The organism is Erwinia psidii (assembly GCF_003846135.1).
Taxonomy (GTDB): Bacteria; Pseudomonadota; Gammaproteobacteria; order Enterobacterales; family Enterobacteriaceae; genus Erwinia; species Erwinia psidii.
The window spans coordinates 299,446-318,065 of sequence record NZ_RHHM01000003.1 but is presented as its reverse complement, the minus strand read 5'-3'; the positions used below and the strand labels follow the sequence as shown (position 1 = coordinate 318,065).

Annotated in this window: 21 protein-coding genes; 4 read left to right on the top strand and 17 right to left on the bottom strand. The window is 51.6% G+C overall.

The window, feature by feature from the left end:
- The first annotated feature begins 91 nt into the window (after positions 1-91).
- Positions 92-280 carry a YodC family protein gene (locus tag EB241_RS06020; RefSeq protein WP_124232302.1) on the top strand — a complete coding sequence of 63 codons (189 nt, stop codon included), beginning with the start codon at positions 92-94 and terminating at the stop codon, positions 278-280.
- A 65-nt stretch (positions 281-345) separates the two neighbouring features.
- Here the strand turns inward: EB241_RS06020 and EB241_RS06015 are convergent, their stop codons facing one another.
- Both EB241_RS06015 and EB241_RS06010 read right to left on the bottom strand, forming a co-directional pair.
- The gene (locus tag EB241_RS06015; protein ID WP_124232301.1) at positions 346-1,566 is read right to left on the bottom strand and encodes a glycosyltransferase family protein; all 1,221 of its coding nucleotides are present in this window, start codon (positions 1,564-1,566) and stop codon (positions 346-348) included.
- A 42-nt stretch (positions 1,567-1,608) separates the two neighbouring features.
- Positions 1,609-2,406 carry a mannosyl-3-phosphoglycerate phosphatase-related protein gene (locus tag EB241_RS06010; protein WP_124232300.1) on the bottom strand — a complete coding sequence of 266 codons (798 nt, stop codon included), beginning with the start codon at positions 2,404-2,406 and terminating at the stop codon, positions 1,609-1,611.
- Positions 2,407-3,110: 704 nt separating this feature from the next.
- Between EB241_RS06010 and EB241_RS06005 the strand changes: the two genes are divergently transcribed.
- Complete coding sequence (locus EB241_RS06005; protein ID WP_124232299.1) at positions 3,111-3,269, top strand: YqaE/Pmp3 family membrane protein; 159 nt, start codon at positions 3,111-3,113, stop codon at positions 3,267-3,269.
- A 34-nt stretch (positions 3,270-3,303) separates the two neighbouring features.
- The gene (dsrB, locus tag EB241_RS06000) at positions 3,304-3,498 is read left to right on the top strand and encodes a protein DsrB (RefSeq protein WP_199737316.1); all 195 of its coding nucleotides are present in this window, start codon (positions 3,304-3,306) and stop codon (positions 3,496-3,498) included.
- A gap of 116 nt (positions 3,499-3,614) precedes the next feature.
- Here dsrB and EB241_RS05995 read toward each other — a convergent pair whose 3' ends face one another.
- The 15 genes from EB241_RS05995 to fliF form a co-directional block, all read right to left on the bottom strand.
- Complete coding sequence (locus tag EB241_RS05995) at positions 3,615-5,321, bottom strand: methyl-accepting chemotaxis protein (RefSeq protein ID WP_124232297.1); 1,707 nt, start codon at positions 5,319-5,321, stop codon at positions 3,615-3,617.
- Positions 5,322-5,523: 202 nt separating this feature from the next.
- On the bottom strand, positions 5,524-6,159 hold the full coding sequence (gene rcsA, locus EB241_RS05990; RefSeq protein WP_124232296.1) for a transcriptional regulator RcsA: 636 nt from the start codon (positions 6,157-6,159) through the stop codon (positions 5,524-5,526).
- A 645-nt stretch (positions 6,160-6,804) separates the two neighbouring features.
- Complete coding sequence (gene fliR / locus EB241_RS05985; protein ID WP_124232295.1) at positions 6,805-7,590, bottom strand: flagellar biosynthetic protein FliR; 786 nt, start codon at positions 7,588-7,590, stop codon at positions 6,805-6,807.
- Entirely contained in the window at positions 7,590-7,859 is a 270-nt protein-coding gene (fliQ, locus tag EB241_RS05980) for a flagellar biosynthesis protein FliQ (protein WP_124232294.1), read from the bottom strand. Before fliQ ends, fliR begins: the two co-directional genes overlap by 1 nt.
- Before the next feature lie 50 nt (positions 7,860-7,909).
- The gene (gene fliP, locus EB241_RS05975) at positions 7,910-8,644 is read right to left on the bottom strand and encodes a flagellar type III secretion system pore protein FliP (RefSeq protein ID WP_124232293.1); all 735 of its coding nucleotides are present in this window, start codon (positions 8,642-8,644) and stop codon (positions 7,910-7,912) included.
- On the bottom strand, positions 8,641-9,045 hold the full coding sequence (gene fliO / locus EB241_RS05970) for a flagellar biosynthetic protein FliO (RefSeq protein ID WP_124232292.1): 405 nt from the start codon (positions 9,043-9,045) through the stop codon (positions 8,641-8,643). The genes fliP and fliO overlap by 4 nt, the downstream gene beginning before the upstream one ends.
- A 1-nt stretch (position 9,046) precedes the next feature.
- Positions 9,047-9,448 carry a flagellar motor switch protein FliN gene (gene fliN / locus EB241_RS05965; protein WP_124232291.1) on the bottom strand — a complete coding sequence of 134 codons (402 nt, stop codon included), beginning with the start codon at positions 9,446-9,448 and terminating at the stop codon, positions 9,047-9,049.
- Entirely contained in the window at positions 9,441-10,448 is a 1,008-nt protein-coding gene (gene fliM, locus EB241_RS05960) for a flagellar motor switch protein FliM (protein ID WP_124232290.1), read from the bottom strand. The genes fliN and fliM overlap by 8 nt, the downstream gene beginning before the upstream one ends.
- A gap of 4 nt (positions 10,449-10,452) precedes the next feature.
- Positions 10,453-10,932 (bottom strand): flagellar basal body-associated protein FliL, encoded by a 480-nt coding sequence (fliL, locus tag EB241_RS05955; RefSeq protein ID WP_124232289.1) that lies wholly within the window; start codon positions 10,930-10,932, stop codon positions 10,453-10,455.
- Between the two features lie 152 nt (positions 10,933-11,084).
- Positions 11,085-12,413, bottom strand: coding sequence for a flagellar hook-length control protein FliK (locus EB241_RS05950; RefSeq protein WP_124232288.1), 1,329 nt, complete (start codon positions 12,411-12,413; stop codon positions 11,085-11,087).
- The gene (gene fliJ / locus EB241_RS05945; protein WP_124232287.1) at positions 12,410-12,856 is read right to left on the bottom strand and encodes a flagellar export protein FliJ; all 447 of its coding nucleotides are present in this window, start codon (positions 12,854-12,856) and stop codon (positions 12,410-12,412) included. Before fliJ ends, EB241_RS05950 begins: the two co-directional genes overlap by 4 nt.
- Positions 12,857-12,871: 15 nt before the next feature.
- A complete protein-coding gene (gene fliI / locus EB241_RS05940; protein WP_124232286.1) occupies positions 12,872-14,233 on the bottom strand; it encodes a flagellar protein export ATPase FliI in 1,362 nt (453 codons plus the stop codon).
- The gene (gene fliH, locus EB241_RS05935; protein WP_124232285.1) at positions 14,233-14,925 is read right to left on the bottom strand and encodes a flagellar assembly protein FliH; all 693 of its coding nucleotides are present in this window, start codon (positions 14,923-14,925) and stop codon (positions 14,233-14,235) included. Before fliH ends, fliI begins: the two co-directional genes overlap by 1 nt.
- The gene (fliG, locus tag EB241_RS05930) at positions 14,918-15,910 is read right to left on the bottom strand and encodes a flagellar motor switch protein FliG (RefSeq protein ID WP_124232284.1); all 993 of its coding nucleotides are present in this window, start codon (positions 15,908-15,910) and stop codon (positions 14,918-14,920) included. Before fliG ends, fliH begins: the two co-directional genes overlap by 8 nt.
- Positions 15,910-17,616: a flagellar basal-body MS-ring/collar protein FliF gene (gene fliF, locus EB241_RS05925; protein WP_124232283.1), complete on the bottom strand. Its 1,707-nt coding sequence runs from the start codon at positions 17,614-17,616 to the stop codon at positions 15,910-15,912. Before fliF ends, fliG begins: the two co-directional genes overlap by 1 nt.
- Before the next feature lie 239 nt (positions 17,617-17,855).
- Between fliF and fliE the strand changes: the two genes are divergently transcribed.
- Positions 17,856-18,167, top strand: a complete 312-nt coding sequence (fliE, locus tag EB241_RS05920) for a flagellar hook-basal body complex protein FliE (RefSeq protein ID WP_124232282.1) — start codon at positions 17,856-17,858, stop codon at positions 18,165-18,167.
- The last annotated feature ends 453 nt before the right edge of the window (positions 18,168-18,620 follow it).

Below are 18,620 nucleotides of genomic sequence, written 5' to 3'. Positions count from 1 at the left end.
ACTTTTTATTAACTGAATAAATCAATTTCAGCTGCTATACCTAAATTTCACCGATTTGATTGTCTGGTCAACCCCGAACAGGAGATAAGGTATGATTGTGGTTAGCGAGGAAGTACAGCTTATAGAAGGCGGTCCGGCAATGATCGTTACCGGAACCGCCAGCGGTATGGTTGAGTGCCGCTGGTACGACGGTTATGCTGTCAGACGTGAAGCGTTCAGGGAGGATGAACTGCTGCAACTTTGCAGTCATTCGCCGCAGTTGGCGAGCCACTCTTCCTGAAGCCCCATTGTTGCGCATTGCGGTCATCTGGCAGCAAAATATCTCAGCAATATTCGCCGGAGGCGTTAAACCTTACCGGCGTTATCTTCTTCCACCGCCTGATAAATACGTTGCAGGATGTCCGGGAATGCTGACTGGACACGGCTCCAGCTGGGAATAAAGGGTTTATCATTAGGCCGTTCAGTAAAGGCCTGTCCTGCCTCCAGAATCGACTGGGTAAACATTTCGACGGCGGCTTCTTCCGCGTGCTGATCGAATTTCAGTCCATTCATGGTCGCTTCGTGATTGTAAATTTCCATCATATCCAGCGCATTACGGTAGTAGGTCGCTTTCAGTACCCGAAAAGAATCACTGGTGATATTCATCCCCATCGTGGCCATTTTGCGTAACAGCGATTGCACTATATCGTTGCTCATCCGGCGCAGGCCACCTGTGCCATCTTCCTCTGACAAAGGCTGGTGTTTGTGATCGTAATTGTCTGCGATCTCTACCTGGCAGCTCTGTCTGGTGGTGTAATTGCGATAAATCTCTGAAAGTACACCAATTTCCAGCCCCCAGTCGCCGGGAATTTTAATGCCATTTAGCACATGGGTACGCATGGCAAATTCCCCGGACAGCGGATAGCGGAAGCTGCTGAGGTAGTCGAGGTACTCTGAATGGCCGTAGACCTTTTGCAACGAACGCAGAAGGGGACCGACCAACAGCCGCCCGACACGGCCATTCAGTTTGTTATCAGCCACGCGCGCATAAAACCCTTTGCAGAATTCATACTGAAACGACGGGTTAGCCAGCGGATAAAGCAGGCGCGCCAGCATTCCGCGCTCATAGGTAACAATATCGCAGTCGTGAAGCGCAACGCAGGCAGAGCGATCGGATGCCAGTGTGTAACCGGTACAGAACCAGACATTACGGCCTTTGCCGGGTTGAGTCGGAGAAAGCCCCTCTTTGTCCAGCTCGGCATCGATGCTTTTTAACCTTGGGCCGTCATTCCACAAAATGCGGTGCCGCTGTGGCAAACGGGAAAAAAAGTCCCGTGCATGTAGAAACTGATCGCGGTCAGCGCGATCCAGACCGATAACAATTTCTTCAAGGTAGGGGACTTTGGCCAGTTCATCAACTATGTTGCTCAGTGCCGGGCCTTCCAGTTCCGAAAACAGCGACGGCAGCATCAGCGCCATTTTTCGTTTAGCAGAAAACTGCACCAGATCCTTCTCCAGTGCATCCACGCTGCGTGCGGTCAGGTTATGAAAATTGGTAATTACGCCGTTCTGGAAAAAATCACTCATTGTTTTCCTCTCAAATACGCAACCTTAACGGCGACGGTGCCATTAACTGTGGATAAAATGCGCCAGACCCTCACTCCAGCCCTGCGGACCATACTCCGCGCTGTAATAAATGTTCTGTCTGTCTTCGCGCATCAGTTCGACAGGTTTTTTACTGTAGCCTTTGATAACCACAGCGAAATCAACCTCGTCCAGCATCGGAGCGTCATTTGGACCATCACCGAGACCAATGGTACTGAAACGTTTCCCTTCTGGATGAAGATACTGCGCCAGTAGCGCCTTCAGTGCTTTCTCTTTACCGCGCCCATGTTCCATTACATGCCAGAAGCGGCCACCCTGAACCAGCATCAACTGTGCTTCCCCCAGTGCCTGCTGGAAGGCGGTAAACTTTTCGTCGGTATCACGCCATATAATGCTTTCTGAGCCTTCACGCATTCTGGCCATGGCGGCATCCTGTGGCGTAAGGCCTGTCCATTCTGCCACTTCACGCTCTGTCACATCTGAAAACCCGATAAATTTAAAGCCGTGGAGACGGCGTAAATTGTGTAGCGTATGGCAAATATGCCCGTAGAGCTTAACCGGTGTACCGGGATCTTCAGCCTGTTTGTTGCAATTCAGCACCGCACCATTTTCTGCAATAAAAGGGGTACCCTGAATACCCAGTGATTGCTGTAACGGCAGGATCTCTGCTGATGTCTTACTGGAGCAGATAATAATGGGGATTTTCGCTGGCAGAAGCCTTTCAAGCCAGGGTCTGGCAGCGTCGAAACTGTAGGTATGATGATCCAGAAGCGAGCCATCCAGGTCCGTGACAATCATCAATGGGTCCTCAAACGTCGGCATCCTCGCTCTCCTGTTCGGTTTAAAAATGCTGGACAGGTTTGAGTATAGCCCCGCTGGCGGGTTTTGGATGGCAGGTTACAGGCTCAGTGGGCAAGGATGGCACCCGGTTCCCAGGACTATTCTTAAAAATAAAACACGCGTGACAAAGAAAGAAAATCACTGAATCCCGCGTCCGGCAAGCCCTGATGTCTTATTTTATTGTACAGTATTTGTTTTTTTGTACAATTTTTTGGTGGTTTAACGATTTGCCTTAAGCGTAAAAGAGAGTAATCTCACCTGGTTAGCGAATTTCCTGTGTAACGAACTTATATGAATACCTTTTCATACCCGGCCTTTGGTCGGGTTTTTTTATCTGTTGTAAAAGCGCTGAACAGACAGGCGAACAGTTTATCTGACGTGGCTGTCATCAGTGAGAATGTATGGAGTGAGGATGGCGGGGCAGAAGAGCAAAAAAAAAGCCCGCGCTGCGCGGGCAAAAATCCTTGTTACTTTTTAGGTTGACTGCGCCTTTGGGGTTGGTGCAGTAAAGAGAGTGTATGTTGCTATAATGTCAGAAGTCTCGCTGGAAAGTGTTAAATAATTGAAAAGATTATCACCTCATCTTTTATACGAAGCTTTACACCCAGGATAACGCAACTTTTATTCAATACCATTATACTTATCAATGCATTGTGATTATTTCTGCAACCATACCTGGAGGGGACATGGATTTTATCCGCATTATTATTGCGATAATACTGCCGCCACTTGGCGTCTTTATGCAGGTCGGCTTTGCTGGCGCTTTCTGGCTGAATATTCTGTTAACGCTTTGCGGCTACGTTCCCGGGATTGTGCATGCAGTATGGGTTATTGCACGGCGGTAAGCCATTTATCACTACACTGACAGGGCGGCAGCGAATGAAAGTCAACGACAGGGTAACGGTCAAAACTGATGGTGGTCCCCGCAGATCAGGCACCTTACTGGCTGTGGAACATTTCAGCGAGGGAACCATGTTGCTGGTGTCGCTTGAGGATTATCCATCCGGGATCTGGTTCTTTAATGAAACGGCTGATGAAGAAGGTATCTTCGTTGAGCCAGTCAACGGTTCCTGATAGTGCATGGCGGTGTAACAAACAGAACGGGGCAGATAATCTGCCCCGTTCTGTTTCAGACCTGCCGTGAAAAATGTTGCAAACGGTCCGCGCTGCCGCTTTGTACTTCAGTGAAGTTAAAAGGTTTCCCAGTTGTCGCTGTTGGCCAGCGCCGGGCGTGAGGCCGCGAGAGGTGCCGACAGTTTTGGCAGGTTGGCAATTGGCGATTCTGTTCTTGCGGGCATGTTGTCGCTGAGCTGGAAAGTCGCCACTGCCTGAGTTAAGCGCGAAGCCTGTGCTTCCAGTGAGGCAGCCGCAGCCGCAGCCTCTTCCACCAGCGCGGCATTTTGCTGGGTAACGTTGTCCATTTCAGTGACCGCAAGGCTCGCCTGTTGTATCCCCTTACTTTGCTCGTCAGAGGCGGCGGCGATCTCAGCCATAATATCGGTCACGCGACGAACCGCCTCAACGATATCAGTCATGGTACCGCCCGCATGGCCAACCTGAGATGATCCCTGACTGATTAAATCTACCGATGCAGTAATCAGCGCTTCAATCTCTTTCGCTGCTCCGGCGCTACGCTGCGCAAGATTGCGAACCTCACTGGCTACCACGGCGAAACCACGGCCCTGTTCACCGGCACGTGCTGCTTCCACCGCCGCGTTCAGCGCCAGGATGTTGGTCTGAAAGGCGATGCTGTTGATCACCGTGGTAATTTCAGCGATTTTCTTCGAACTGCCAGAGATATTATTCATGGTGGTGATGACGTCGCTGACAATTTCACCTCCCTCGCGGGCCTTACCAGATGCATCGGCTGCCAGCTGGCTGGCATGATGGGCATTTTCTGCGTTCTGTTTCACTGTGGCGGTGAGCTGCTCCATGCTTGCGGCCGTTTGTTCCAGTGCGGAAGCCTGCTGTTCAGTGCGTGAGGACAGGTTAGCGTTTCCGGCAGATATTTCACCGGAATCCTGATGAATCGCTACCGCGCTCTGGCGCACCGTGCTGACCGTTTTAATCAGTGCCTGCTGCATATCCTGCACATTGTTGCTCAGGACGCCTATTTCACTGCGTCCCCAGTTGCCGGCCGGTGCGGTCAGGTCGCCGCGAGCGATATGCCCAATCCGCTCGACGACCTGATGGAGTGGGCTGATAACAACCCGGCGAAGGAAAATAAAGGCGGTCAGGGTCAGCACCAGGGCGGCAGCAAAGGCACTGGCCATCATTATCACATTGTGGCGGGTCTGCGTCTGTGCGACGCCGTTAATGGTTTCAGCGCGTTGTACACGGATGGCAATGGCTTTCTGCAACAGGTCACTATAAGCGTCATCCAGCTTGCGGCTGAAATCTGTTTCCCGAGAAATAACGCCTTCAAAACTGCCGTCTCTGGCGTTTTTCACCATCGGCAGAAGACCCTGAGTGATATAGCTGTCAAAACGGTTTTTCAGCTCGTTATCCAGCGTAACATCGTCAGCTGTTTTTACCCGGCGATTCAGGTAGATAGCAAAATTGTCCCTGGCCAACTGAATACGTTTATCCGTTTTCTTCAGATTGTCGTCGAAAGACTCCATTTCACCGATACGTGCGGCTGAAACGGCATGAATGATGTTAAGGCGTGCGCTACGAAGCTGACTGGAACTGTTAGTGAGCGCCATGCGTATCTGAATTTCTTCAGTGAGGTCATTTAAAGAGTGATTACTCTGCAACAGGAAATAGCTGGCAGAGCCAATACTCAGCGCAAACAACAGCAGAATAGCACCAAGGATTGTGCTAAAAAGTGGTACAAGCCGCAGGTGCTGCCAGAAATTTATCCGGGATGTTTCTGCATGGGAATGCAATGGTTTCATGTCCTTTAGCTCTCTTTCAGGGAAACGAAGCGAAGTTTCGGTTATGCAAAAGAGCATCGGCATATCAGAGGAAAGGCTTAACAGAAAAGTGAGAGCTGTCTGGCAAAATCAGCAAAAAACCTGACCGGGCGTTTTGTAGGCGGCTGTCGTCAGAGGACAGAATAATAGCCGGAGACAACCGGCTGTTATCATCCCTGGGAAATCACCTTACATTTACATAAATGCCGCTGGTTACATTATCTGTAAGACGAACTACATGATAAATAACCTGTTTATTGTGTGTTTTTATTTTACGCTTGATATTTCCCTTATGGGAGGAGACGGTCTTGGCCTTGATTTTCATTTTGTCCGATATCTGAATAGTATCGTGGCCTGACATCCACATTTTCAGCATGTTGGATTCAGTCTGGCTTAATGTAAGTGGATGCACATCCAGCCCGGAAGAATAGCGGGTTGATGCATTAATTCTCTTCTGAAAGTAAGAATGCAGCAGGTTATCGAGTGTGGCAGGTTTTATCGATTTTGAGGTGATAATCAGGTTCTTGCGAACGTAAAGATATTCCTCAAAATGGATATTTGAAATCGCCATAAAGATAAAAAATAAGGTGTCAGGATTATGCATAATGATCGACCTTATGCGCTGACTGGCATCTGCTTCATGAATGAAACAATTTTCGTTAATAAAAACCACGCCAGGCTGGATTTGCTGGCATCTGGTTTGGAGCTGATCGATATCAGTAACGGATATTATACTTTTCTTTTTGATCCCTTTTACTGCCAAATAATCTGTCAACCCCAATCGTGTATAGCTACATGTGTCCATTATAATTGTTGGCATTATCACGCTCCTCACCAAATTGTATCCGTCTGAATTAACAATAAATTATGCGATTGTAGTGTGACTAAAGTAAGCATTCTTATTTCATATAGTTCTGATACTGCTGAATTCAGTAAAACTTAACCCCAAACTTTGGCTTTCTCGTCTACGCGAGATATAGCACTTAAATTTGAGAAACAAAATCATCAGATATCACGCTGAAATTTCATCCCTCTGACCCGATTCCCGACAGATTTTGCGTGCAACAGCTCCGGTGCTTTTTGTGAGCCAAACCACTATCCCGTAAAATACAGAGAATTCTGATAGGATGATTCCTAAAAAACATTCATTAGATAAATGAATGCTGATTTAAGGAAACTTATCATGCTTTATCAAGCATTTTGTCACAGAAGAAGACCGCTAACATTTAAATTTTCATTAAAAACATGGTGTTATGGCCATTTGCGATATCAACCTCTACGTAACATCCCGTCCATTTCCTTAATTAAAATACGCTAATCACGATTCAATAAGAATATTTTTCATGTTTAGGGGGTGTTTATCAGAATATCCTTAAGATGATTCTTATAAAAGTGGTTCGAAAAATGCTAGTAAACATTCTTTTTGCTTAAGAATAACTTACTGTGTGAAAGAGAATTGATTAATTTATTTGGAAGGAAGTTCGCTGAGAATACTCGCGAGTAAATCAAATACTTCACTGAAGAGATGTTCACAAAATGGTGCCAGTAGCGGCATTACCAGACTTATAAATATGATGCCGAACGATAAGGTAATGGGAAAGCCAATAGCAAAAACAGATAGCTGAGGTGTAACACGGTTTAACAAACCCAGGGCCAGGTTAAGGGTGAGGAGCAGAGTTATCAGCGGTAACGCTAATCGCAGTCCATTAAGGAAAATCATGCCTGCTGCTTTAGTCAGGGCCAGATAAGCGTTGCCATTAACCGGATCGCCGCCAATCGGCAGCGTATGAAAACTGTCCGCCACCATTGAGATCAGCCAAAGATGCCCGTTGAAGGTGAGAAACAGCAACATGGCGAGAATATCAAGAAACCGTGCCAGCACAGGCATATTCAACCGGCTGGCAGGATCGAAAAAGGTGGCAAAGGAGAGTCCCATCTGCAAACCAATCACCTCTCCGGCAGTACGTACGGCGGCGAAAGCAAACTGCATGGTGAAACCAATTGCCACACCAATGAGTATTTGTTGCAGCAATAACCAGAAGCCATCGGCGGAAAACAGCGTAACCCTTACCGGCGGCAGCGAGGGAAGTAATACATAGGTGATCATCAGGCCCAGACCAATTTTGACCTTTTTACTGATGGATTTCTCGCTCAGTAACGGGGCGGTCATAATCAACGCCATAATGCGGGCCAGTGGCCAGAACAGTTGGCCCACCCACATCAACATTTGGCTACTGTCTAGGTTTAACATCAGCCAATCATATTCGGCAGGTTGCTAAACAGCGTGCGCATATAGTCGAGAATGAGGTTCAACATCCACGGTCCGGCGACCACAATGGTTGCCACCACGGCAAGAATTTTGGGAATAAATGACAGCGTTTGTTCGTTGATCTGGGTGGCTGCCTGTAACAGACTTATCAGCAGGCCGCTGACCAGCGCCGCCAACAGCAACGGGGCTGCCAGCGCCAGGGCAACCTGCATTGCATCGTGACCAATGACCATAACCGATTCAGGTGTCATAAGCGACTCCGGGCAAAAAGGGTAATTTTCAGGCGTTGTTACGCTTTCTTTTATGAATAGAAACTTTGTGCCAGCGATCCAATCAGTAACTGCCAGCCGTCCACCAGTACAAATAACATCAGTTTAAAAGGCAGTGAGATAGTGGCTGGTGGGACCATCATCATTCCCAGCGCCATCAATACGCTGGCCACCACGAGGTCAATAATCAGAAACGGAATAAACACCGTGAAGCCAATCTGAAAGGCCGTTTTCAGCTCGCTGGTGACATAGGCAGGTAGCAGAATACGCATTGAAACGGCTTCCGGTCCCTGCAAGGGTGGGCTGTTGGCCAGGCGGGCAAACAGCGCCAGATCGGCTTCACGGGTCTGGCGTAGCATGAACTCCCGTAACGGCTGTGCACCTTTATCTATCGCCACTTCCATGCTGATCCTGTCCTGGCTAAAGGGCAGATAGGCATCCTGATAAATTTTGTCGAACACCGGTCCCATGATGAAAAAAGTCAGAAACAGCGCAAGACCAAGCAAGACCTGGTTTGGTGGGGCGGAGGGCGTACCAAGCGCGTTGCGCAGCAGGCCAAACACGATAATGATGCGGGTAAAACTGGTCATCATCAGCAAAATAGCGGGCAGAAAGGTCAGCGAGGTGATAAACACCAGCGTCTGTACCGGTAACGACCAGCTCTGTCCACCGTTCGCCATTGGATGGCTGATAAGACCCGGCAACTGAGCATGAACGGTGGGTGCCAGCAAAAGAAGCAGACCGGGCAGGATAAAAGCGCGTTTCATTCTGGCTTTCCGGGGCGTTTAAGGAGTTGCTGGAAAGCCTGGCGAAAATCTGCCGGGGCTGTTGGCGCGCCGGGATTTTCCTCTGCCGGTGCTGGCGGCAGAGTATGCAGCAAAGAGATATGCTGACCGGTAACGCCCAGTACCAACCGGGCGTCTTCGACATTAACAATCACCACACGTTCACGCTGGCCAATCTGACAACTGGCGCTGACCGACAAACTCTGGCCCGCGCGGCCGCGTTTAGGGGTAAATCCAAGGCGTCTCGCTAGCCAGGCACAGGCGATAATAAACAGAATAATAATTGCCAGCACGCTACTGACCTGCGTCAGCGTTGACGCAGGGGATATAGCAGGCTGTCCTGTTACGGTGGGTTGCTGACTCTGGCTGGTGGTATTATTCATATTAACGGCTCAGACGGCGCATACGTTCTGACGGGGTGATGATGTCGGTAATACGTACACCGTATTTGTCGGCCACCACCACCACTTCACCCTGAGCAATAAGATAACCGTTAATCAGAATATCCAGCGGCTCCCCGGCCAGCCCGTCAAGGGCTACCACTGATCCCTGGGTCAGGCGCAGCAGCTCTTTGATGGTCATTTTGGTGCGGCCCAGCTCAACGGTCAGTTTGACCGGAATATCCATAATCAGGTCGATGTCCTGTAATGAACCGGCGATTTCATTACTTTCCAGCGATTTAAACACCCCTTCAGTTGGTGCGCTGCTGGACTGTTCATTCAGTGCGTCAGCCCACAGGTCGTCCGCGGAGATGTCGTCTTCGGACGGCTTCTTGGTGTCACTCATCGGGCTGTTCCTCATTCATCGAATTCAAAATCGGGTTTATCAGATGTTCCACGCGCAGTGCGTATTGCCCATTCAGGGTGCCGTACTGGCTGGTTAATACCGGCACGCCATCAACATGGGCGATGATGCGTTCCGGCTTGTCAATTGGTAACACGTCGCCCGGTTTCAGCGCCAGCAGGCGTGAAATGCGCATCGACACATCGGCAAAATTAGCAATCAGCTCCAACTCAGAATGCTGAACCTGTTTAACCAGGGTTTCACGCCAGTGATGATCTTCCTGCCGTGAGTTCTCCAGTGGCGGATTAACCAGGGTTTCACGCAGCGGTTCAATCATGCTGAACGGGATGCAGATATTGAACTCGCCAATCAGGTTGCCGATTTCTACCTGGAACGGTGTGGTGATCACGATATCATTCGGTGAGGTGGTGATATTGGTGAACTTAACCTGCATTTCAGAACGCACATACTCCACGTCAAGCGGATAAATCGGTTTCCACGCTTCGCTGTAACCCTCGAGAGCCAGCTTGAGCATTCTGCGGATCACCCGCTGTTCGGTTGCAGTAAATTCACGTCCTTCCACTTTGGTCGGAAAACGACCATCTCCGCCGAACAGGTTGTCGACGGCAATAAAAACCAGGCTGGGTGAAAACACCATCAGTGCCGTACCGCGCAGGGGCTTGAGATGAATAAGGTTCAGGTTGGTTGGCACCGGTAGATTGCGGGCAAACTCATGGTAAGGCTGAATCTTAATCGCACCGACGGTAATATCCGGGCTACGGCGCAGCAGATTAAACAGCGCCATCCGGTAAGAACGTGCAAAGCGTTCGTTAATGATCTCCAGCGCCTGTAAACGCTCACGCACCATACGGCGCTGCGTATTGGGATCATAGGGGCGAATATCATTGTCGCCGCTCTTGCTGACACTTTCTTCTGCCGCGCTGTCGCTGTCGCCATTAAGCAGTGCATCAATTTCTGCCTGTGAAAGAATGCTGTCGCCCATTTTCTTACCTCAGAATAAAGGCAGTGAACAGGACATCATTCACTTTTTGCTGAGGTTGGCCGGGAACCAGCGGGGGAGCCAGCACGGCTTTAATCTGATTCACCAGTTCCTGTTTGCCCTGCTCATTACCCAGCGCAGACGCGTTCTGCCGCGACAGCAGCAGCAGTAAACGGCTGCGGACTTCGGGCAGGTAATCATTCATCCGGCGACGGGTATCTTCGTCGGGAAGGCGCAGGGTGAAACCGACATACAACACGCGGTCTGGATCGTTATCCGGGTTAATCAGATTAACAGTGAACGTATCCAGGGCGAAGAAGACCGGCGCTGGGGGTGGCTCAGGTTTGGCTGCCTGAGTGGTGTCAGCGGGAGCCTTCATCATGCGCCAGACGAAATAGCCACCCACGCCGCCAACCACCACTAAAGCCAGTAGTATTAACGGAATCAGGAGCTTACGTTTGCCGCTTTTGGCTTTCTTATCGGTCATATGAGCTATAACTTCCTGTGATTATTTTCGAAGGGAGCGATACAACGTAATCCGCTCTCCTACGGCGTTATGTGCAGATTATCCCGTGTCCTGCACGAAGCAATTGGCAGAAAAAGCGCGGGTTTTGCCGTTAGCTTTTGCGTTTGTTGCCGTCAGGCGAAAATATCAACAGCGCTGTTGCCGCCTGCACGCGCCTGCAAGCTGGTCGGCACGGAGATAGCGGTTACGTCACTGTCGTTTTCTGCTGTAAGACTGAATGTGTTACCGCCACTGTTATTGCGCTGTTGCTCCTGCTGACCGCTGAAGCTCTGTCCTTGCTGAAACGCGTCGCTACTCACATTACTTTGACCCAGGTTTATACCGCTCTCGGCCAGTGCAGTGCGAAGCTGAGGAAGAGCGGCTTCAAGCGCAGCGCGGACCTCGCTGTGGCCGGAAACCATGCTCAGTTGTGCCTGGTCGTTATCCAGTTTAAGGCTGATCTGGATGCTACCCAGATCCTGTGGATGTAGATGAAGTTCAGCGGTCTGCTGTCCGTTACGGCTGAACATCACAATCTGTTGGCTCAACGCCTGTTGCCATTCCGGGCTACCCAACTGTGCACTCAGCTGAGAGGTGGCGGGGGCGGTTACCGTGGTGGTGGTGACGGGCGTCAAGGCTGCTGAAGCGGCACTGGTTACATTACTGGTTATCGTCGATGAGGCGGGCGAACTTAAATTCTCTTTTTCGCTGTCCTTAGTGACGTGATTCAGCACCTGCTGGAATGCGGTGTCCAGCTGGCTGGTGTCAGGGGTATTTTTGGCGGAACCGGTAGCCGTATTATTGGTCAGTGAAGAGGCTGCAGAAAACCTGTCGCTCTTATCGTTGCCTTTTACCGTAACGGTATCTTCGTCAACCGTTGTGCTGGCGGTGTCATTGCCCGACAACAGGGATGCCAGCGTCGCCTGCTTGTCACTTTTGATGCTGTCATCACTTTGCGCGGCAGTGCTGCTGTTCACCTGGGCGGTTACCTGCTGCTGCGTCGGCGGTAACATGGCAAACAGCGCCTGCAATGCCTGCATATCACCGTTGCTAAGTGTGGAGGTGGTCGCCGTGGCATTTTCTGTGCTGATGTCCGTGTCGGTTTTATCCGTTTTGCTGGCTACCGTTAGTTTCGCTGACGCTAACAGCCCGGAGGTGGTTTCCGGCTGGTTCAGAGCGCTAAGCAGTTTATTGAGCTTTGCTTTGGCTGACTGGCTGCTGTCGGAAACGTTTGTGGTGTTGCTGTCAGTAGCCGTAGTGGGTACCGCGGTCTTCGCCTGTTTGGCGAGGGTCATTAATTTACTTCCCAACAGGCTCAGAAAGCCCTGCGCACCCGTGTCCTGGGTGGTTTCTCCCAGGCTTACGTCGGTGGTGGCGTCGCCAGCCGTCACCGCAGAACCTGATGAGGCTGTGGTAGTGGTGGTGACTTTGGTGGCATTGACAACAATGGGCAACGTGTTCATTCGCCTTTCCTCAATGATGCCCGTTGGGCAAATTCATCCATCCGTTTCTGATCGAGACGGTTTTCCTGTAATAATTCGTTCGCCAGCGCACGTGCCTGTAATGTTTCGTAGGCGTGCAGCCGCTTCTGTTTATCACGCCAGTAACTGAGCGCTTTCTCTACCCGGCTGTCCCAGTGCGACAGCTGCTGGCGGTGCTGCTCAATGGCGGTTTCCAGCGTGGCAATAAACTGATGATAATTGTGCCAGCGGGTACTGTTTATTCCCTCTGACATATTGTTATTGAGGGTTTTGCGGTACTCATCCTGGTAGTTGAGCAGCATAGACAGTTGCTCGTCAGCCTGCTTTTGTGCCCTGCGGGCTTCCCCCAGTTGAAGGGCGGCTTTGTCCAAATCTTTCTGTGCCAGATCGCACAGTGTCGTGATGGGTGAGGCTTGCTTACTCATGCTCAACTCCCACGGTTAACCGAAAATGGCCTGTAAATGCAGGCAGGCATCATCGAAGGTACTGCGTTCAAACATGCCCTGTTGCAGGAAAGTCTCCAGTTCAGGGTAGAGCTTGATCGCTTTATCCAGCATCGGATCGCTGCCTGCGGCATAGGCTCCGACGCTGACCAGATCGCGGTTGCGCTGATAGCTTGACAGCAGCTGCTTGAACTGGCGCACCCGTGCATAATGTTTTTCATCGATCAGATGTGCCATTACGCGACTGATCGAAGCTTCAATATCAATGGCCGGATAATGGCCCGACTCAGCCAGACGGCGCGAGAGCACAATATGACCATCGAGGATCGCGCGCGCGGAGTCGGCAATCGGGTCCTGCTGGTCATCGCCCTCGGTGAGAACGGTATAAAAGGCGGTGATGGAACCGCCACCATCAATGCCGTTTCCGGCACGTTCCACCAGCGCGGGCAGTTTGGCAAAAACCGACGGTGGATAGCCTTTGGTCGCCGGTGGCTCACCGATTGCCAGTGCAATTTCACGTTGTGCCATCGCGTAGCGGGTCAGTGAATCCATAATAAGCAACACATGCTGACCGCGATCGCGGAAATCTTCCGCAATACGGGTGGCGTAAGCGGCACCCTGCATACGCAGCAGCGGCGAGACATCGGCAGGTGCTGCGATCACCACCGCGCGAGCACGGCCTTCACTGCCAAGAATATTTTCAATAAAGTCTTTTACTTCACGTCCACGTTCACCGATCAGACCGACCACAATGACATCAGCTTTAGTGTAGCGGGCCATCATTCCCAGCAGCACACTTTTACCAACGCCGGAACCGGCAAACAGCCCCATACGCTGGCCTCGCCCGACGGTCAGCAGAGCGTTGATGGCCCTGACGCCGGTATCAAGTACATCGGTGATGGGCGTGCGCTGTAGCGGATTGAAGGGTGGGGTAATCAGTGGTGCCCGATAGCCGGTCTCCGGTGAGGGCAGACCGTCCAGCGGGCGACCGCTGCCATCCAGTACGCGACCCAGCAACTCCGGGCCAAGCATCAGCTGTTTACCACTTTGTTGATTGTCACCCACGACGCGCGCGTAGACGCGTGCGCCGGGTAAAATCCCTTCAACTTCTTCCAGGGGCATCAGAAACAGTTTCTGACCATTAAAGCCCACCACTTCACTTTCCACTTCGGTAACACCGTTGGCGTCGGCACGTTCGATAACACAGGTAGCACCGAGCGGCAGTTGCAGACCGGTTGCTTCCAGCACCAGACCGGTCGCACGCGTCAGTCGGCCATAGCGGCGCGCTTCCGGCAACTGACCAAGACGGCGTTCGAAGGCGTCAAGCGCGCCCAGCCAGCGTGAAAGGCGGGTGGTCATTACAGTTCTCCCGGTGCCGCCAGGCGGCAAAGCTCATGCCAGCGGGTGGCAATACTGGCATCCAGATCGCCATCTTCTGCACTGACTTTACAGCCACCCGGATGGATAGTGCTGTCGGCAACCAGCCGCCAGTTATGCAGGCTGAGCGTCGCCCCCAGGTTTTGCTCAACACGGGGCAGATCGTCGGGATGGACGCGCAGCGTAGGCTTACCACTGAACATCGGCTCCTGCTGAATCATCCCCTGAATCTGCCGGAGCAGGGCGGTGCCATCAACGTGCGGTGCCTGGCCTATGATCTGGCGGGCGACTTCCAGCGCCATTTGCATCAGGCGGGCGGCGATCACGCTGTCAAGCGCTTCCAGGGTTTGGTTAAATTCAGAAACCAGCTGCTGCATCCGCGCCTGCAAGGGGGCCTGCTGCTGTTGCGCATCTTCCAGCCCCTGCTGAAATCCGGCCTCATAACCCGCTTTCTGACCTTCACCGTATCCTTTCTGCTGTCCTTCTGCATAGCCCAGGCCCTGTGCTTCATTACGCACCTGCGTCTGCAACTGTTCCAGCTCAAACTGCTGCTGGTTGATGTGATCGTCTGGCACTTCATCTGGCTCGACCGGTATTTCGATCAGCGGCTTATTCAGCTGCCCCAGATCATTGGGCAGCCAGCGTTGCCAGGGCATTGATGCATTATCAGACATACTGTTCCTCGCCGCCGCCAATCACCATCTCGCCGCTTTCGGCCAGACGGCGGACGATCAACAGAATGGCTTTCTGCTCGTTTTCTACCGCAGACATACGCATTGGCCCACGGTTTGCGAGGTCGTCGCGCAGAATATCTGCCGCACGCTGCGACATGTTGCGCAGGAACTTCTCGCGTAGCGGCTGCTCGGATCCTTTGAGGGCGACCAGCAGCGATTCGGACTCCACTTCCTGCAACAGACGCTGAATACTGCGGTCGTCGACATCCACCAGGTTTTCGAACAGGAACATCTCGTCGATAATTTTCTGTGCCAGTTCGCCGTCGAACTCGCGTACTGCTTCGATAACCGCTTCTTCCTGCTGAGTTTTCATCAGGTTGATGATTTCCGCTGCGGTTCTCACGCCGCCCATCTTCGCCCTTTTGAGGTTCTGACCATCGAGCAGGCCGTTGAGCACCTCGGTCAGTTCTGCCAGCGCGGCAGGCTGTACGCCGCCGAAGGTGGCAATACGCAGCATGACATCGTGACGCAGACGCTCGTCGAATTGAGCCAGAATATCCGCCGCCTGAGCACGCTTGAGATGAACCAGGATGGTGGCGATGATCTGCGGATGTTCGTCGCGGATCAGATCGGCCGCTGCCTGCGGTTCCATAAAGTTCAGCGTCTCCATGCCACTGGTGGTTTCGCGGGTTTCGAGAATGTCTTCCAGCAGGCTGGAGGCGCGCTCTTCACCCAGCGCTTTCACCAGCACGCTGCGGAGATAATCATTGGAATTGACGCTCAGGGCGGCAAACTGCTCGGCGTCGACTTCAAATTCACGCAGCACTTCAGTCAGCTGCTTATGGGAAACCTGTCGCATATTAGAAATGGCAGCACTCAGGTGCTGCACTTCACGGGTGTTGAGGTGTTTGAATACCTCCGCGGCGCGGTCTTCGCCAATCGTCATCATCAGGATGGCGCTTTTTTCAGTACCATTCATACTCATTATTCATCCTTCATCCACTGGCGAATGACCAGAGCCACCACGCGTGGGTCGTTTTCCGACATCTCACGAATACGTTGACTCATTACCTCAGCACTCATGCGGTGCTGAGATTTACGTTCCTGATCTTGCTCATCTTTTGACAGCTTGACGGAAACCGCATCATTTTCTGTGTCACGACTCTGCTGGGAGAGTGTCATTGCTTCCGCGATCGCTTTATCCTGCTCTGCTTTACGACGCAGCTGTGGACGAACCAGCTTGCGGTAAAGTACCCAGGCGACAATCAGCACCAACAGCCAGCGTCCGGCCTGCATCAGCTCATCAATAAACGACTGCTGCTGCCAGAAAGGCAGGTCGCCACCGGTTTCGGCTGTGTCGTTAAACGGCGAGTTGACCACGTTAAGGCTGTCACCGCGTTTATCAGAAAAGCCCATTGCTTCGCGTGTCAGGTTCTCAATCTGTTTAATCTGGGCATCGCTCAGTGCAATCGGTTTTCCGGCCGCGTCCGCTTTATAGTTAACCACGACGGCAACCGACAGACGCTGGACTTCTCCCACATTCATTTTGGTATGAAGAATGGTGCGGTCGACTTCATAGTTGGTGGTATTGGCGTTACTGGTATTGGACGGGACATTGCTCTTGGTATTGTTATTCTGGTTAGCGTTGTTATTCGCCGTGTTACCATTCGCCTGATTGTTATTGTTGTTATTTGGCGTAGTGACGGGCGCACTGTTAGCCGGTGCCGGCTGGTTGGAGAGCGCTCCGGGAACACCACCCTGAGACTGGCCGCCAATCTGTTCGTTGTTATTGGTCTGACGTGAACGGATAGCCTGATTCGCAGGATCGCTGTTAGGCTGATATTTTTCGTCAGTCTGTTCACGGCTGTTAAAGTCGATCTGTGCGGTCACCTGGGCATGAACGTTACCGTTGCCAACGATGGGATTGAGGATCGCCTCAATACGTTGCTGATAGCGGCTTTCCACATCGTTAGCGTATTTCAGCTGTGCATCATTCAGGTCGCGGCCGGCATTATCGGACTGGGTTAGCAGGTGACCGGCCTGGTCAACGATGGTCACATTTCCAGGTGGCAAACCGGCAACGCTGCTGGACACCATGTGCACGATGGCACTGACCTGGCCCAGGTCAAGGGCACGGCCGGGTTGCAGGTTCAGCGTGACCGAAGCGGTAGGTGATTTCTGCTCGCGTACAAACAGGGTTGGTTTCGGCATGGCGAGATGTACACGAACGTTTTTTACCGGTCCTAACGTTTCGATGGTACGTGAAAGTTCACCTTCCAGAGCACGCTGATAATTCACCTGTTCACTGAACTGACTGATACCAAACTTCTCCTGATCCAGCAGTTCAAAGCCCACCGCGCCACCTTTTGGCAGCCCCTGTTGGGCGAGGCGCAGGCGCAGTTCGTAGACTTTTTCTGCGGGTACGGTAATGGCGCCGCTCTTTTCGTCAAACTGGTAGGGAATGTTCATCTGGGTCAGTTGCGTAATAACCGCGCCGCCGTCCTCATCGCTGAGGTTGCTGTACAGCACACGGTAGTCTGGCTGTCTTGCCCACAATACCAGGGCGATGACGATAGCAATCGCCGCCGCCGCTGCAATGATCATCGGGATACGAGGATTAGCGCGAAGGCGAGCGAAAAGGTCGTTCAGGCCTTTTTTCTCTGGTTGATCCTGCGTGACAGTTGCATTCATGACTCTTTCCTGCCTGACAGTTGACCGGACTGTTTCGTGTAGTGTCGTAACAAAACTGACTCCCTGGGCGACTTACAAAAAATTTTCACTTCTGATACCTGCCATTATTTTCTTAAACAGGAAATTCGATGGGTGGATAAGCCATAATTTTTGCTCTCATTTAGGGGCTTTGTCCGGTTGACTCTGTGTTAAGTTTTGCAGCAGTGAAAATAACCGTTGTAAAACAACCGGAGAAGACGATGGCAATTCAGGGTATTGAGAGTGTGATGCAGCAGCTGCAAACCGCCGCTGCTCAGGCCAGTGGCAAGAGCACTGACGCAAGCAGCCAGGCTGACTTTGCCGATGAGCTGAAGGCGGCGCTGAATAAAATCAGTGACACACAGAATGAGGCGCGCACTCAGGCGCAGGATTTCGAAATGGGCAAAACAGGTGTCAATTTGAATGACGTGATGGTGGATATGCAGAAATCATCCGTGTCGATGCAGATGGGTATCCAGGTGCGTAACAAGCTGGTCAGTGCCTACACCGACATTATGAATATGCAGGTCTAGTTTGTTAACCTATTGAATAAATAAAATATAACTGCATAGCCTCCTTGTCGTAGCACGCCTGTAGCACAAACTCGTTTAATTTGGCGTTCATCAACGTCAGTTGCTGGGTGCAGTTCTCCTCCATCCAGGTGCCATATCCGGTACACTATTTGTGCATCAGCGTGCCCTGTCTGACTGGGAACATGGTCTGGCCTGGCACCAGCTGACAGTGACCAGCATGCATAAGTATGCCTGGACTGGTAGGGCTTCTTTTTTCCATCACTGCTTACCTTATTTCTGAAGCCTGGAAAGATGATGGCAGATATAATGATGAAACGTAATGTATTAGCGACAGATGAATAAACAGCCAGATACCGCAAGCAGACACCATTGTAAGAGCAGAGGCTGGATGCTGCTGATGGTTGTCCTGTCTGGTTCGAACGGGCTGCTCTTAGCAAAAAGCAACTGATATCG